General features: G+C 54.8%; 10 protein-coding genes, 1 tRNA gene and 1 pseudogene. 3 read left to right on the top strand and 9 right to left on the bottom strand.

Going from position 1 to position 16563, the window contains the following annotated elements; genetic code table 11:
* Window positions 1-130 precede the first annotated feature (130 nt).
* The gene (fdhD, locus tag ACMHXI_RS04050; protein WP_025887984.1) at window positions 131-967 is read right to left on the bottom strand and encodes a formate dehydrogenase accessory sulfurtransferase FdhD; all 837 of its coding nucleotides are present in this window, start codon (window positions 965-967) and stop codon (window positions 131-133) included.
* 141 nt (window positions 968-1108) lie between these two features.
* Here fdhD and ACMHXI_RS04045 point away from each other — a divergent pair.
* Window positions 1109-1203, top strand: a tRNA-Sec gene (locus ACMHXI_RS04045).
* 69 nt (window positions 1204-1272) lie between these two features.
* On the opposite strand, the pseudogene selB reads toward ACMHXI_RS04045, so the two are convergent.
* The 8 genes and pseudogenes from selB to ACMHXI_RS04005 form a co-directional block, all read right to left on the bottom strand.
* Window positions 1273-3108, bottom strand: a pseudogene (gene selB / locus ACMHXI_RS04040) (selenocysteine-specific translation elongation factor); the annotation flags it as partial.
* Complete coding sequence (gene selA / locus ACMHXI_RS04035; protein WP_342180323.1) at window positions 3105-4526, bottom strand: L-seryl-tRNA(Sec) selenium transferase; 1422 nt, start codon at window positions 4524-4526, stop codon at window positions 3105-3107. The pseudogene selB and the gene selA, both read right to left, overlap by 4 nt.
* 63 nt (window positions 4527-4589) lie before the next feature.
* Complete coding sequence (gene fdhE, locus ACMHXI_RS04030; protein WP_215794438.1) at window positions 4590-5504, bottom strand: formate dehydrogenase accessory protein FdhE; 915 nt, start codon at window positions 5502-5504, stop codon at window positions 4590-4592.
* A complete protein-coding gene (locus ACMHXI_RS04025; protein ID WP_025887980.1) occupies window positions 5505-6146 on the bottom strand; it encodes a formate dehydrogenase subunit gamma in 642 nt (213 codons plus the stop codon).
* Complete coding sequence (fdxH, locus tag ACMHXI_RS04020) at window positions 6143-7066, bottom strand: formate dehydrogenase subunit beta (RefSeq protein ID WP_025010179.1); 924 nt, start codon at window positions 7064-7066, stop codon at window positions 6143-6145. Before fdxH ends, ACMHXI_RS04025 begins: the two co-directional genes overlap by 4 nt.
* A 2-nt stretch (window positions 7067-7068) precedes the next feature.
* A complete protein-coding gene (fdnG, locus tag ACMHXI_RS04015; RefSeq protein WP_093983768.1) occupies window positions 7069-10083 on the bottom strand; it encodes a formate dehydrogenase-N subunit alpha in 3015 nt (1004 codons plus the stop codon).
* 897 nt (window positions 10084-10980) lie between these two features.
* On the bottom strand, window positions 10981-11703 hold the full coding sequence (gene ssb, locus ACMHXI_RS04010) for a single-stranded DNA-binding protein (protein ID WP_071238700.1): 723 nt from the start codon (window positions 11701-11703) through the stop codon (window positions 10981-10983).
* Window positions 11704-11737: 34 nt separating this feature from the next.
* Window positions 11738-13105 carry an MFS transporter gene (locus ACMHXI_RS04005; RefSeq protein WP_107005167.1) on the bottom strand — a complete coding sequence of 456 codons (1368 nt, stop codon included), beginning with the start codon at window positions 13103-13105 and terminating at the stop codon, window positions 11738-11740.
* Window positions 13106-13326: 221 nt separating this feature from the next.
* Here ACMHXI_RS04005 and uvrA point away from each other — a divergent pair, with 221 nt between their 5' ends.
* Together uvrA and ACMHXI_RS03995 are read left to right on the top strand one after the other, a co-directional pair.
* Entirely contained in the window at window positions 13327-16149 is a 2823-nt protein-coding gene (uvrA, locus tag ACMHXI_RS04000; protein WP_107005168.1) for an excinuclease ABC subunit UvrA, read from the top strand.
* A 7-nt stretch (window positions 16150-16156) separates the two neighbouring features.
* The gene (locus tag ACMHXI_RS03995; protein ID WP_129586019.1) at window positions 16157-16507 is read left to right on the top strand and encodes a hypothetical protein; all 351 of its coding nucleotides are present in this window, start codon (window positions 16157-16159) and stop codon (window positions 16505-16507) included.
* Window positions 16508-16563 lie beyond the last annotated feature (56 nt).

The raw sequence follows: 16563 nt of genomic DNA, 5'->3' as shown, positions 1-16563 counted from the left end.
AAGCACTAAAGACCGGCTGGAACTGGGTTCCGACCGGTCATAAACAGTGTTTAACAACGATGATGAGCAGACAGTAAGCGCTGTGCCAGGGAAGAGGCCCGAGTACTTCGAGGCCTTATTCGCAGCTTCCCTAAATGGCTTTGGCCAGGCGATCGCGGCTCAACCCCGTCAGTCTGTGACCATGGGTGTAGAGCGTCGCACGACCGTTGCGGCAAAAGCCCACCAGCGTGATGTTGCTCTTCTCGGCCAACTCCAACGCCAGTGAGGTCACGGCGGACATGGCAAAAAGAATCTGAATATTGGCACTGGCAGCCTTTTGCACCATCTCGAAACTGGCTCTACTGGTCAATAAAACCGCGATTGGCCGCTCGGCATGTTTCTGTGAAAAGGCACCGATTAACTTATCCAGTGCTATATGTCTTCCAATATCTTCATAGGCATCAATAATATGCCCATCTTTATTTAAACCCATGGCAGCATGGGTGGCGCCAGTTAATTTAAAATGCTGTTGATTGTCCTTAACAAAATTCAAAGCAACCTTTAAATTGTTGATATTAAACTTGGCACCATCATCAACTCGAATAACAGGTTTAACCGCTTCTTCAAGTTGGGCAACACCGCAAAGTCCACAACCGGTTCTACCGGCCATATTGCGTCTTTGTTGCTTTAATTCCATGAAACATCTTTGGGTTATCTCAATCTGAACCAGCACACCTTCTTCGGTATACTCAAGTTCAATACCCTTGATTTCATTTATGTTTCTGACTATGCGCTCCGACAAGGTAAAGCCGATTGCAAAGGCTTCGAGATCCTGCGGACTGGCCAACATTACCGTGTGGGCAATGCCGTTATATACCAGGGCGATTCTCACTTCGTTCGCTAAGTAGTCAGTTAATTCCGAAGCCTGCCCTTGTTCCATAAGGGTGACTTGTTTCTCGGTGACAACGTCATGCGAATAATAATCCATAAGTACCCTCTGAACCTATCTAAATAATAAAAATTTACAGACTTTAAAATAAAATAAGAGCTATATCACAAACTCATAAAGTAAATAAAAACAGGGTTGCTTCAACTGCATTCATTTTCTATTATCCTTCTGTCTTTCGATGGAAGAACGTCGTCTCCGGTGAGGCGTCCGGACTTCAAATCCGGGTGGGGCTGCCAGCAGTCCCGGGTAGGTTCGACTCCTATGTTCTTCCGCCAATCTTCATGGGACCAGAAAAGTTCAGCGTCCCGGATCTCCCGACTGTTACTGCGATACTTCCTGCGAGTAAAACCGCTGCGATCGAAGAACTCCAACAGTTGAATACTCACCTTGCGGCCAAGACCTACCATCGCCTTGAACTCGGCGGTTTCCAGTTGTCCCTTTAACTCTAAATGACCGCGAATAAGATCGGCGTAGTGGCACAGCTTACTGCTGAGCAGATATCTGTCTTTCACCACTGCGGTGATAAACCCCTGTTGCACCAACTGGAAACACAGCGGCCGCAGCTCACCCGGCTCCAATTCAAGATATTCGGCCATTTCCGTGACCCACACAGGGGTATCCTGCTGCTCCAGCCAAGGAGATAAACGCCGCCAACAGGCTTCGGCTTTGGGATCCAAGGTCATTCTGTGCTGCGGTAACTGCAGCAAGGCGCCGCGCAGCACCATGCGGCGATCGCGACAGAGGCGCTCCAGGATCAGACTGGCCAGCGGCAAGGGGAACTTGCTGTGACTCATGCGCAGCAGGCGGTTGCGCCCCAGCCCCAATTGATCCGGGTGCTGCTGATGGTATTGCTCCAGCAAGGACAGATAGTGCTGTTGCTCGGCCTCAAGCAGTTCAGGTGCCAACAGGAAACCGCCATGGCGGCTGAGTCCGGATTCTTCGATGACCCGACTCAAACCAGCTTCGGTCAACTGCCAGCGCCAGGCCAAGTCAGGCACGGCCAAGGCCTGCTGCCTGCCTAGAAGGGTAAGAGCCGCGGCCGGAGTCTCGGCGTCGGCGAGACGGCCAAGAAGAGCGAGCCGCTCTTCGGTGCGTTTCTTGCGATTGGGCACTGTGAGTGCCAGTACTCTGCCGGCACCCAGGGTATGCTTGCCACTGGCATGACGCAGCACTATGGGGTCGTCCTGGCACAACATCAGTGGCTTATCCAGCACCAGTTCAGCCAGGCAGTAGCCGCGCTCATCGGCCTCGGTCAGTTGGGATATGCGTCCCAGAGTATGATCGGCGCCGTGGTGGCAATGTACACTCTGCCAGTGAGTCACTGGCTCAAAGGCACGGATCTGCACCACAGGGCGGCCACAGGCGTCCGGCTGCGGCAAGTTGCTGAGCCAATCACCGCGCTGCGGCGCTCTGTGGTTATCGACGCCACTGAGATTGAGGGCGACCCGGGTGCCCGGCAGCGCCGTCTGCGACTCCTGCCCCTGGCAGTGAATGCCGCGGATCCTCAGCTTGTCTTTCTGACCCGAGCTGTAGAGGTTATCACCGACATTGGCACTGCCACTGATCACTGTACCCGTGACCACCCAACCGGCGCCTTTGACGCTGAAGGCGCGATCCAGGGTCATGCGAAAGGCCTGCTGCGCGTCTGCGGCGACGCCAGCCTTCTCAAGCTGTAGCTCGCTCGATGCCAACGCCAGAATATGCTCTCTGAGTGAATCGATCCCCTGGCCATTGCTGGCCGAAACGCTAAACACACCGGAGGCCTTGAGGGCAAACTCACAAAGCAGCGCCTCACTCTCTGCAGCCACTTCATCAATGCGGGCCCGCTCCACCAGGTCACTCTTGGTGAGCACCAGCGTCAGGCTATTAAGCGGCAACATGGCTAAAATTTGCAGATGTTCGCGGGTCTGCGGCATCACGCCGTCGTCACAGGCCAGCACCAAGAGCGCGTGTCTGGCATGACTGACGCCCACCAGCATGTTGTTGATAAACTTTTCATGGCCAGGCACATCGATAAAGGCCAGTCGCTGGCCGTCGGCAAACGGCATAAAGGCATAACCCAGATCTATGGTCATGCCGCGGCGTTTCTCTTCCGGCAATCTGTCGGTATTTTGCCCGGTCAGGGCCCGAATCAGGCTGGTCTTGCCATGGTCTACATGGCCGGCGGTTACCAGGATCACAGCGACACTCCCAGAGTGCTCAGCTCGGCCAGTAACTCGGCTTCATCGTCGACCCCGCGCAGATCCAGCAGTAGTTGCTCATTGCTGATCCGGCCAATCACCGGCCGCTCCGCCTGCTTGAAGTGTTGCTCAAGCTCAATCAGGCTAGCGCCCGGATTGGCACTGAACGCCAGAGCCACCGAAGGCAGGAAGGTCTCCGGCTGTGAGCCACTTCCCACCTGGGTGCGGCACTCCACCAGCTCCAGTTGATAGCCGGGGGCAAACAGGGGCTGCAACGCCTGGTGCAAACGGCTGCCTAGCAGTTTGAGTTGCTGCTGGCTGCGGCCGAACTTGGCCATCATAGGCAGTTCAGTATCCAGGGTTTCCGGGTTGAGATAATGGATCAGTGTGGCTTCCAGCGCCGCCAGAATCAGCTTGTCGCAGCGCAGCGCCCGTTTGAGCGGATGGCTTTGCAACTTGTTGATAAGCGACTGTTTGCCAACAATCAGCCCCGACTGAGGGCCACCGAGCAGCTTGTCGCCGGAGAAGCTCACCAAGTCGACCCCATCGGCCAGCATCGCCTGGGGAGTGGGCTCCTGCTTGAGCCCGAAGCGGCGCAAGTCGGTGAGCGAACCGCTGCCGAGATCCGAGATCAGCGAAATATCGTGCTCGCGGCACAGTGTCGCCAGCCGCGACTCTTCCACCGAGGCGGTAAAGCCCTGAATATGATAGTTACTGGTGTGTACCTTCATGATGGCAGCGGTGTTTTCGGTTATCGCCTGCTCGTAATCCCTGAGGTGGGTACGGTTGGTGCTGCCCACTTCCACCAGGGTAACCCCAGCCTGACGCATGATGTCGGGGATCCGGAAGGCGCCGCCTATCTCCACCAACTCGCCACGGGAAACTATCACCTCTTTACCGGCCGCCACCGCCGACAGCATCAACAGCACAGCGGCGGCATTGTTGTTGACCACACAGCAGGCATCGGCGCCGGTGAGGCGGTGAATAAGCGAGCTGACGGCATTGTCTCTGTGGCCGCGCTTGCCGGCCTGCAACTCAAACTCCAGCGGAGTTGGGTAACGCATCACAGAAGTGACGGCCTCGATGGCCGCCTCGGATTGCTGCGCCCGTCCCAGGTTGGTGTGCAGCAGGGTGCCGGTGAGGTTCCATACCGGCCTTAAACTGTGGCGATAATCGCTGGACAGCTGATCAACCAAAATGCCATACAGGGTTTGGTGTGAGTGACACCACTCAGGCAGGCGTTGCTCGCTGCCTATCCCGGCTCTTGCCAGCCGAAGTTGTCCATCCAGCGCCTGTTTGACGGCGGCCTTGCCAAAGCGGCTCAGCAGTGGGGCCAGCGCCGGCTCGGCCAGCAGGCTATCCATGGAAGGCAAAGCCCGATAGAGGTCTTTGAGAGTATCGGCAGTTTGGGTCATCATCTGTTTCATCATTGACTGAATAAAGGGAGGGCCTGAGCCCTCCCGGCTTTCTTACTGGCTTGGTTACTCGCTGTCTTCTGTCTCGTGGGCCAGCAACAAGGGATTGACTGTGGTAGCACCATAGCCTTTCTCATTGAGCTGACTGTCGAGCATCAGGGTCGCCAAATCATCGGCGGCCACATCCATCAGCGGCGCCTTTTCGAGGAACATCATCTTGGTATAACCATGACAAGCCTCGCAGCTTTCGATGCGAACATTGGCCTGATAGTCGTCCAGAGACCAGAGGGTCATCTCCTTGTCATGCCCGCAGCAAGTGCAGTGGGCACGTATGTAGTGCCACTCGCTCTCACACAGGCTGCAATGCAGATAACGCAAACCGGCTCTGGGTTCATCGACTATCACGCTGGCAACCGGATGGCTGCCACAGACCGGACACAGGCTCTGCTGTTCGACCCTGCGCTGATCCATGCGCTGAATAACTGCCGGCGCCCAATGAGACCAATAAAGCCCCATAGCGGCCCACAGAAACAGACTGAACCTGGCGGGCACTGCACTCAGGTTGCCCTGACGCAGCGCCTGCCCCCAGGCACTCAATTGCTCGGGTGCCTGTTGCATCAAAAGACGCAGCACCCGGGCGACCGACTCATCCACCTGCGGCAGGAGTTCACTGAGCAACTGCTGCAGCAAGCTCTGCCAGTAACTGTCGGCGCTGGGACCCAAGTCGGTGAGGGGCTCGCCCTCGGACTTGTCCCAGGCTGGAGGAAGACCGAAGTCTTCCTTCGCCGCCAGTTTGGCCTGTACAGCAACCAAACGGCGACACAGCTCCAGGTAATCAGCCAGCGGCGAGTCCTTGGCCAACACTTCCAAACGCTTGGCTCTGCGCAGATAGACGCTGGCAGGGTCGGCGGCTTTCAGTGGTTTGAGCTCCAGCGGCGACTCGCTGCCGGGGGCCAGGGGTATCTCGGCTGTATGACTCATTTAATGTTTCTCCGCTTCCGAATCTTCTTCCAGCATTCTGGGGTGGTGCTTACGGCACCAGGCCTTGGAGACCTTGCCGTAGAGCATGCCCGCGACCGAACCTTCTACCCAGGTCGCCATCCAGAAGTGCACCATCACGAAAATCAACATGATGAGAGCACAGACGGCGTGCAGCAGAATGGCCCAGCCCACGGTAGTGGCTGAGAAGTAAGGTGCAAAATAGGGCTGCCACATGATGAAGCCGGTGACAGTCAGTACGATAGATGTCACCACAAACGCACGGAACAGCACCTTTTGCCCAGGGTTGTAATGGCCGATAGGCGGGATCTTGTCCTCGTTCTCAAACATCACATCCTTGATGGCCAGCATCCATTTCAGGTCGTTCTTCTCCCACTTGTTGTGATGGTAGTAACGCACCAACATCAGCATCAGCGGCAGACACATAAACAACCCGGCAATGGGGTGGATGAAGCGCGCCAATTGAGGCGTGCCCGCAATACCACCCAACCACTGGAAGGAAGGATAAAAGAACGAAAAACCGGTCAGGAAAGTGACTAAACCTGCCGCCACAATAAACCAGTGGCAGATACGGTCGAACAGCTTATGACGCACTATCATCTCTTGCTTGTGATGCTCGCTCATTTGCCGTCCTCCTCTTTCTGAGCCGCTTGCTGATCTTCTTCAGGCGGCTGATAACCGGGTTGATCCTCTTCGACTATGTTGCGGCCAACGGTGATCTTGTGCAGACAAGCCACAGCGGCTGTTGCCAGGATCCCCACGGTACCCAGAGGCTTGACCCAGTCCTGCCACAGAGTGACAGACAGTGGGATCTGCGGATCTTCCGGCATGTTGTAGCTTTCAGGCTGAGTGACATCGTGCAATATCATCATCATCCCTGTGCCACCCACACCCTCTGGGTTGTACAGTCCGGCCTTGGCAAAGCCACGCTCTTTGAGCTCAGCCACCCGCTTATCGGCATAGAACAACATGTCTTCACGGGTACCGAAACGCAGTGCGCCTGTAGTACAGGTCTTGACGCAGGAAGGCTCCAGCCCGACCGCCAGACGGTCGGAACACATGGTGCACTTGTAGGCCTTGTTGTCCTTGGGATCGATTTTGGGGATATCGAACGGACAAGCGCTGGCGCAATAACCGCAACCGATACACTTGTCTGAATCGAAGTCCACCACCCCATTGACATGCTGCACAATGGCGCCTGCGGTCGAACACGCCTTGAGACAGGCGGGATCGGCGCAGTGCATACAAGCTGAGTGAGTGAACTGCCAGCGCAGCTTATTGCGCTCGTCCATCACCTCGTTGTACTCCATCAGGGTCCAGACCTGGCCTGAGAGTTTCATCGGGTTTTGATAACTTCCCTCGAAACTGCCCACTTCTTCGCGCAGATCGTTCCATTCGGAGCACGCCACCTGACAGGCCTTACAGCCGTTACACTTGGTCGCATCAAACAGTTTTGCGACTTGCTTGACGTCACCAATCCGAGTTTGCGATGCCGGCGTTGCCGCTGAGGTGCCGGAGCGTCGAATAATATCTTGTGTTGCCATTATCAGACCTCCGCCTTCTCAACGTTCACCAGGAACGCTTTGTACTCAGGAACACCCGTGTTGGCATCACCCATTTCGGTAGTCAGCACGTTACAGCTATAAGCCTTCTTGGTGAGGGCGTTATGGCTACCGTGACGTGGAATACCCAAGGTGTGTACCGTTTGACCATTGACCTGCAGTGGCCGCAAACGCTTGGTCACCAAGGCTTTGGTAAGAATGTGGCCACGCTTGGAGCTCACTTTCACCCAGTCGCCATTCTTGATGCCTTTTTCTGCCGCCAACTGCTCGTTCATTTCCACAAAGGTCTCTGGCATGGAGATCGCCGCCAAACGGCAGTGAGTCGTCCAGAAGTTAAAGTGTTCTGTGAGCGAGTAAGTGGTACAGGCGTATGGGAACTCGTCTTTGGTACCTATGGTTTCTTTCACACCCTCAAACCAACGCAGCACTGGGCTGTGCACCACTTTCGGATGCAATGGGTTGGTACCGATTGGTGATTCCACCGGCTCATAGTGTTCAGGGAACGGCCCTTCTTTCAGCAGTTTCAGCGCGAACAAACGGCCCGCCCCTTCCGGCTGCATGATGAATGGGTGTGCACTGTCCTGTGGATTGAGCTTGGCGTTGAAGTCAGGCACGTCTATGCCTTCCCACTTGCCATCTTTCCACTCGACTATGGTGCGCTTTGGATCCCATGGCTTACCGTTGACATCACAAGAGGCTCGGTTGTAGAGCACCCGACGGTTGGCAGGCCAAGCAAATGCCCATCCCGGGGTAATCCCCTTGCCGGATGGATCGTGATTGTCACGACGCGCCATCTGGTTGCCTTGCTCGGTCCAGGAACCGGCATAGATCCAACAGGCACAGGCGGTGCTGCCATCGGCCTTGAGTTCAGTAAAGCTGCTCAGTTGACGGCCGGTGTTAACATCGTATCCGTTCAACTCTTTGGTCAGCTCAACAGAGCTCGGGTTATGGGCATCTGTGTATTCCCAGTTAACCGCAGCCACAGGCTCAGGCAGTTTACCGCCCTCTTCGCGATACAGCTTTTTCAGCTCCAGCAAGATGCCGGCAACGATTTCCGAGTCGGCCATGGCTTCGCCGGGAGCATTGGCGCCTTTATAGTGCCACTGCATCCAGCGACCCGAGTTGACGATGGAACCTTCTTCCTCGGCAAAACAGGTTGTGGGCAGACGGAACACTTCCGTTTGGATACTGGCGGTATCGACTTCGTTGAAGCCGGGTTCGTTTTGCCAGAAGGTTGCGGTTTCAGATGACAAGTTGTCCAGCACGACCAAGTACTTGAGCTTGCTCAGCGCCTTGAGGTTCTTGTTACGGTTGGGCATAGAGTTAATTGCGTTAACCCCTTGCACGATACAACCGTTGATCTGACCGCGATACATCATGTCGAGGTAGCGGCCAAAGTCATACATCTGATCCCATTTCGGCAACCAGTCGTAACCGAAGTCATTTTCAGGGGTCGCGTTATCGCCCCAGAACGCTTTCAGCAAAGAGACATAGAACTTGGGATAGTTTTGCCAGTAGTTGGTTTGACCCGGACGCAAAGGCTTGGGCGTATGCGCTGCCAGGTGAGCGGCCAAAGTGGGTTCATTGTCGTTGGGCAGTTTAACGTAGCCCGGCAGACTCTGCGCCAGCAGACCCATATCGGTTGAGCCCTGAACGTTGGCGTGACCACGCAAGGCGTTAACCCCACCACCCAACTGACCAATATTGCCCAGCAGCAACTGCACCATGGCCATGGTACGAATATTCTGCGCACCCTTACTATGGTGAGTCCAACCCAGGGCATACATAAAGGTCGCAACCCTGTCTTTGGTATAAGTGCTGCCAATCGCCTCACAGACCACCTGGTAGTCATCTACCGGCGTCCCTGTGATGTTGCTGACAGTGGCAAAGTCGTAACGTTCTACGTGCTCTTTCAGCAGGTTCCATACACAACGTGGGTGCTCAAGGGATTCATCCACCTTGGCATAGCCGTCTTCGTCGAGTTGATAGAACCAGGATTCTTTGTTGTAGTCGCCCTTCTCTTCATCGAAACCGGAGAACAGACCTTCGTGGAATTCAAAGTCTTCCCGCACCAGATAGCTGGCGTTGGTATAGGCCTTCACATAGTCGAAGTTGATCTGGTTAGTGGAGATCAGATAGCGGATCACACCCAGCAAGAAGGCAATATCTGTGCCTGAGCGGATAGGAGCATAGTGATCGGCCAAAGCGGCACTACGGTTGAAGCGAGGGTCAACCACAATCAATTTGGCATTGTTATGTTGCATAGCTTCTGTAACCCAGCCGAAACCGACAGGGTGCGCTTCTGCAGCATTACCGCCCATAATTATCACTACATTAGAGTTCTTGATGTCGATCCAATGGTTGGTCATGGCACCGCGCCCAAATGTTGGAGCAAGACTTGCTACCGTTGGGGAGTGTCAGTTACGTGCAATGGTATCGATGGCGACTAGGCCGAGAGAACGAGCAAACTTCTGAGTCGCAAGACCACTCTCGTTCGCCATACCGGATGAAGTCATCATCCCTGTGGTCAACCAACGGTTGACTGTAACGCCATCGGCGTTTTTCTCAATCAGGTTGGCATCACGGTCGTCTTTCATCAAACGGGCGATACGCTTGTAAGCTTCGCCCCAGCTGATGCGCTTCCATTCATTGGTGCCCGGAGCGCGATACTCAGGGTACTGCAGACGGTGCGGACTGTTAACATAGTCCACCAGGCCTGCGCCTTTAGGGCAGAGCGCCCCGCGGTTTACCGGATGATCGGCATCACCTTCAATATGAAAAATGGCATGTTCAGAGTTTTTGCCACCGCTGCCTTGGCTATACATAAGCAAGCCACAACCCACCGAGCAATACGGGCAGTTGTTGCGGGTCTCTTTAGCTCTGAGTAGTTTGAATTCCCGAACTGCGGCATAAGCCTTCTCGGACAACAACCCCAGCGCAGATATGGCTGAAGTTGCCGCCCCGGCAGCGCACAGTTTGAAAAACTGACGTCTGTTCATAGCGTCCTCACACTCTTGTCGTTATGAGTTTTGATTGGGGTCGCAGCCCTTGGCTGCGACCTGCCAAGTGCAGTCGAACCAAAGACCACACTCTGTGTAAGATTATCCTTAAAGAAACTCAGGATAACAAATAATGACACGAGACAGAGATCACAAAGGAATAGCTATGACAAATTGAACCACAAAAATAGAATCAAGCAGAACAAAAAGTCAATAAATAAACCAAAATCAGTTCATAAAACCAAAATGAACAAAAAATACACTGAAAGACATTTTGTCCAAACATATAGGTAAATTTTGTCCCAACAGCGAAAAAGGCAGGATAAAGCACCATTAACTGAGGCTCAATCGACGGGAAATAGAAAAGGGTTGCGCTAAAAAAGCCGGCAACAAGCACAAGGGGAAATAACAGAACGCAGGAATATAACAGATAAAACAAACTATTACATCAGTAACACTTTCACACTATCTTCAATGGACAGCCGGGGAAACAGAATAACCTTCATCAAGTCAAATTGACCCACCGTCTAAAAAACCGTCAAATACTAAACGACAGATAAGCCACTCACAAATGTAAAGATTGTCAATTTTTATCAAAAATATCCTGCTGCTATTGGCGAATCAGGCATAGCGGGCACTGACTTGAGACCAAAAGCGCATCTGTACCTATCAGGAAAGCATCTCAGTAAACCGTCCATGACGCCGATAATATTGCTAAAGGCCTGGTCAGGTTTACCCAAGGAGACGGAGCCAAACAAGCAATGGCCCGCTTTCGAGCCTCAAACGATTACCACAAAAAGAGCCGCGACTTTAGCTCGAAAGGCACCAAGCAAAAAGCCACTGCAGTTGCAGTGGCTTTTTGCGGTATCAAGCACAAGAGCCTATCTCCAGCATACCTCAGAACGGGATATCATCATCCCAGCCGTCATCCAGATCCGGCGTGTAGTTCTGCTGTTGTGGCTGAGGCTGTGGTGCCGGCCGCTGTTGCGGAGCTGCCTGTTGTTGCGGCGCTGGCTGCTGTGGCTTGGGCGCATAACCTGAGTTCTGCTGCTGACCATAGCTTTGCTGCTGCGGCGCGTTGTACTGCTGTTGTGGCTGCTGCGGTTGCTGAGCAGGCTTGGGCTGATAGCCGCCGGACTGCTGTGGCGCATTGTATTGAGATTGAGACTGAGACTGTGCCTGACCACCGCCGTAACCACCTTGGTTTTGGTTCATACCACCTTGGTTCATACCGCCCTGATTGCCGCCCTGGCTCATACCGCCTTGGTTTTGGTTACGGCCACCCAGCATCTGCATGGTACCGCCCATATCGACAACCACTTCAGTGGTGTACTTGTCCTGACCGCTCTGATCTTTCCACTTGCGGGTCTGCAGCTTACCTTCCAGATACACTTGCGAGCCTTTGCGCAGGTACTCACCGGCAATTTCAGCCAGCTTGCCGAACATGACAACCCGATGCCACTCGGTACGCTCTTGCTGTTGGCCCTGTTGGTCCTTCCATGACTCACTGGTGGCCACTGTGATATTCGCTACGGCGTTGCCGTTTGGCATGTAGCGCACCTCTGGGTCCTGTCCCAGATTGCCCACCAGAATTACCTTATTAACACCACGACTGGCCATCGAAATCTCCTGCGATTTTCACGTAATACTTAGCTTAATTGACAGAGCCTAACACAGCTCTGGCTTGTCTTAAATCGAATTGATCGTTCACCTTGAGGTAAGCGACTCTTTCTTCCAAAACCACTATGGCTTCGGCAACCCCCGGCAATTGAGAAAGCTCAGCGGCCATCTTCTGCGCCTGCTCACGGCCACTCACTTGGGCCTCTAGAGTATAACTCTTGAGCAGCACTGGATTTTTCATTCCCAGGGTCAATGCCAGCCAGATAATCAACAGCACGACCGCCACGGTAAATACTCCTGCAGCGCCCATGATTTGATAAGCGCCACCACCGAGCAAACCGCCACAGAAGGCGCCGAGAAACTGACTGGTGGAATACACCCCCATGGCAGAGCCTTTGGCGCCCACGGGACAAAATTTGGCGATCAGGCTGGGCAGCGAGGCTTCCAAGTAGTTAAAGCCGGTAAAGAAGGCCACTATGGCGACCGCCAGCACCCAAAGACTATGGGAAAACAGCGCCATCGCCAGCAAGGCAGCCAGCATGATCAGCAGGGCCAACTGGAACATACCCTTGGTATTATTGCGCTTCACGCCGATGATGATCAGCGGCACCATCAAAAAGAAGGCGCCGACAAAGGCCGGGAAGTACAGCATCCAGTGCTTTTCTTTGGCAAGGCCGGCGTCCACCAAGTCCAGCGGCAATGCCACGAATACCGCCGTCAGTACCAAATGCAGAATAAAAATACCGGCATCGAGGCGAAACAACTGCGGATCTTTAAGCATATTTTTCAGCTTACCCGGTTCCGCCATGGTATCGCCCTTGGGCGCATGAGCCACAGGGTTGGGTACCAGCAGCTGCACTATCAGCATACCCAGCAGCGCCAAGCCAGCCGTCAGGGCAAACAAGCCCGATAACCCCAGATGCTGTGCCACCACAGGCCCCACCAGCAGCGACAAGGCAAAGGAGAAACCTATGCACATGCCTATGATGGCCATCACCTTGGTGCGTTGCTCATCCCGGGTGAGATCTGCCGCCAATGCCAGCACAGCGGCGGCGATGGCACCCATACCCTGCAAGGCTCGGCCGGCGACAACGCCGTAAATGCTGTCGGACATAGCCGCCAGGACACTGCCGAGGGCAAACACCAACAGGCCGCCGAGGATCACCGGCTTGCGGCCAATTCTGTCTGACAGTATCCCCATGGGGATCTGCAGTATCGCTTGAGTCAGACCATAGGCGCCGATGGCAATACCCACCCACAGAGGTGAGAAGCCTTTGAGATCTTGTCCATAGAGCGCGAAGACAGGCATGATCATGAACAAGCCCATCATGCGCAGCCCAAATACACTGGCTAATGAGAACGCGACTTTTCTTTCTGTGCCGGAAAGTCCACCGTTGGCCATAGTTTTTGCCCTGGATTAAGAATTTTTTAAGGGAGCGCATGTTACCACGAAGGTTTTGAACAGCTCAAAGAGAAAAACCCAAGTCGCCCTCAGCCCACGGCTGAAGGCTTGCTACTGACAGTATGGTGTCAGTAGGACAAATGCGCCGCCGCTATCGGCACAGCGCAAAATATGTGATACTTGTGCTCTTTTTCTCCAGTGATTAGCCAAAGTAGAGACTGATGGACAAGATAGACATTCGCGGTGCCAGAACCCACAATCTCAAGAACATCAATCTGACCATTCCCCGAGACAAACTCATTGTTATTACAGGCTTATCTGGTTCGGGTAAATCTTCTCTCGCCTTCGATACCCTCTACGCCGAAGGTCAGCGGCGCTATGTGGAATCCCTGTCGGCCTATGCCCGCCAATTTTTGAGCCTGATGGAAAAACCGGATGTGGATCATATCGAAGGTCTGAGCCCGGCGATCTCGATTGAACAGAAGTCCACTTCCCACAACCCCCGTTCTACTGTGGGAACCATTACCGAAATCTACGACTATCTCAGATTACTGTTTGCCCGTGTGGGTGAGCCTCGTTGCCCGGTTCACGGCCAGCCGCTGGCGGCACAAACTGTTAGCCAAATGGTAGACAAGGTGCTGGAGCGCCCCGAAGGCGAGCGCCTGATGCTGTTGGCCCCCGTAGTGCAGGGCCGCAAGGGTGAACATGTCAAATTACTGGAGAACCTGGCGGCCCAGGGCTATATTCGCGCCCGTATCGATGGCGAGGTGTGCGATCTGTCCGACCCGCCGCCACTGGATCTGCATGTAAAACACAATATCGATGTGGTGGTTGACCGCTTCAAGGTACGCGAGGATCTGCAGCAGCGGCTGGCGGAATCCTTCGAAACCGCACTGGAGCTGTCCGGCGGTGTGGCCACTGTGGCCAGCATGGAGGAAGGCAGCAATGAAGAGTTGCTGTTCTCCGCCAACTTCGCCTGCCCTCACTGTGGTTACTCCATGGCCGAGTTGGAACCCAGGCTGTTTTCCTTCAACAACCCAGCAGGTGCCTGCCCGACCTGTGACGGCCTCGGGGTGCAGCAGTTTTTCGATCCCGATCGGGTAATCACCAACGACGAGCTGTCGCTGGCGGGTGGCGCCATTCGCGGCTGGGACAGACGCAACTTCTACTATTTCCAGATGCTCACCTCACTGGCCGAGCATTACGGCTTCGATGTGGAAACCCCCTTTGGCGATCTCCCTGCCAAAGTGAAGAAGATAGTGCTCTATGGCTCAGGCAAGGAGAATGTCGCCTTCCGTTATATCAACGACCGCGGCGATGTAGTGGTTCGCAACCACCCGTTCGAGGGGATCCTCAACAACATGGACAGACGCTACCGGGAGACAGAGTCCAACTCGGTGCGTGAAGAGCTGGCCAAATATATCAGCAACCAGGCCTGTTCCAGCTGTGGCGGCTCACGCCTGCGCGAAGAGGCCCGCAACGTGTTTATCGGCAATATCAATCTGCCGGAGTTGACCACCTGGTCCATTGGCGAGGCCAGCGACTATTTCGCCACCCTGGGCTTTGAGGGGCAAAAGGCACAGATAGCCGAGAAGATCCTCAAGGAAGTGCGCGATCGCCTGGGCTTTTTGGTCAATGTCGGTCTTAACTACCTGAGTTTGTCTCGTTCGGCAGAAACCCTCTCAGGTGGCGAGGCGCAGCGGATCCGCCTGGCCAGCCAAATCGGCGCCGGTCTGGTTGGGGTGATGTATGTACTCGATGAACCTTCGATTGGTCTGCACCAGCGCGACAACGAGCGCCTGCTCAACACCCTCACTCACCTGCGGGACTTGGGCAACACTGTGATAGTGGTCGAACACGATGAAGACGCCATCCGCATGGCGGATCATATTATCGATATCGGCCCAGGTGCCGGGGTTCATGGCGGTGAAGTGATCTGTGACGGTGACATCAACGCCATTATGGCCTGTGAAGAGTCTGTCACCGGCCAATATATGTCCGGCAAGAAAAAGATCACTGTGGCCGGAGGTCGGGTGCCCTGTGATCCTGGCAAGATGATCAAGCTGTTCGGTGCCAGTGGCAACAACCTCAAGCAGGTGGATCTGGAGATCCCGGTCGGGCTGCTGACCTGTGTCACCGGGGTATCCGGCTCGGGTAAATCCACCCTGATCAACGACACCTTCTTCAAGATTGCCCATCGCATGCTCAACGGCGCCACCGCCGAAGAGCCGGCGCCTTATGAGCGTATCGAGGGCATGGAACTGTGCGACAAGGTGGTGGATATAGATCAAAGCCCCATAGGCCGCACGCCGCGCTCCAACCCGGCCACCTATACCGGCATATTTACCCCGATCCGCGAGCTATTTTCGGCGACTCAGGAATCCCGTACCCGCGGCTATCAGCCGGGGCGTTTCTCCTTCAACGTCAAGGGCGGCCGCTGTGAGGCCTGTCAGGGTGACGGCCTTATTAAGGTAGAGATGCACTTCCTGCCGGATGTTTACGTGCCTTGCGATGTCTGTAAGGGCAAGCGCTACAACCGTGAAACGCTGGAAGTGAAGTACAAGGGCAAGAACATTCACGAAGTGCTGCAAATGACGGTCGAGGAAGCCCGTGTGTTCTTCGATGCGGTGCCGGCCATTGCCCGTAAACTGCAAACCCTGATGGATGTTGGTCTGTCTTATATACGTTTGGGCCAGAGCGCCACTACCCTTTCCGGCGGCGAGGCTCAGCGGGTCAAACTGGCTAAAGAGCTATCGAAGCGGGATACCGGCAAGACCCTCTATATTCTGGATGAACCCACTACAGGGCTGCACTTTGCCGATATCCAGCTGCTGCTGGATGTACTGCACAGACTCAAGTCCCAGGGCAACACCATAGTGGTGATTGAACACAATCTGGATGTGATCAAAACCGCTGACTGGATAGTGGATCTGGGGCCGGAAGGCGGTTCGGGTGGCGGTACCATTCTGGTGGCCGGTACCCCAGAGCAGGTAGCCGAGCATCCAGAGTCCCATACCGCCCGCTTCCTTAAACCTATGCTGTGAGGTGACTGTGACAGGCAACAGACTGCTGTTATTGGCCCTGGTTATCTGTATGGCGGGTTTATTGCTGGCGGCTTTTGATCCCTTGGTGGGTAACTGCAAACGCTATTTGGGTGAAGTAGTGCATTCCGGCCCGGACGGCACTACGGTTGCCCTACCCGATGGCCGCACGGCGCTGGTTGAACCCAGTGCCCTGCCCCCGGCGACTCTGGTCACCATAGGCGCCAAGCGCCATTTGGTATCGGGTATTGAGGTGTTCAAGCTCAAGGGCCGAGCGGAAACCGAGACACCTTCGGCCAGCCGCGGCGGCAACACCCCACCGCCCGGCTATCAGGGCGGCATGGCACAACTCGCCAAATAAGCAGGCAAAGCCGTCTTGGGGAATGGTATAAACTGCAACATAGCTTGAGTTGATTT

The organism is Shewanella sp. BJSY2023SW005 (assembly GCF_047314585.1).
Classification (GTDB): Bacteria; Pseudomonadota; Gammaproteobacteria; order Enterobacterales; family Shewanellaceae; genus Shewanella; species Shewanella algae.
Note: the sequence above shows the minus strand (reverse complement) of the source record. Positions and strands in the feature narration are given on the sequence as shown.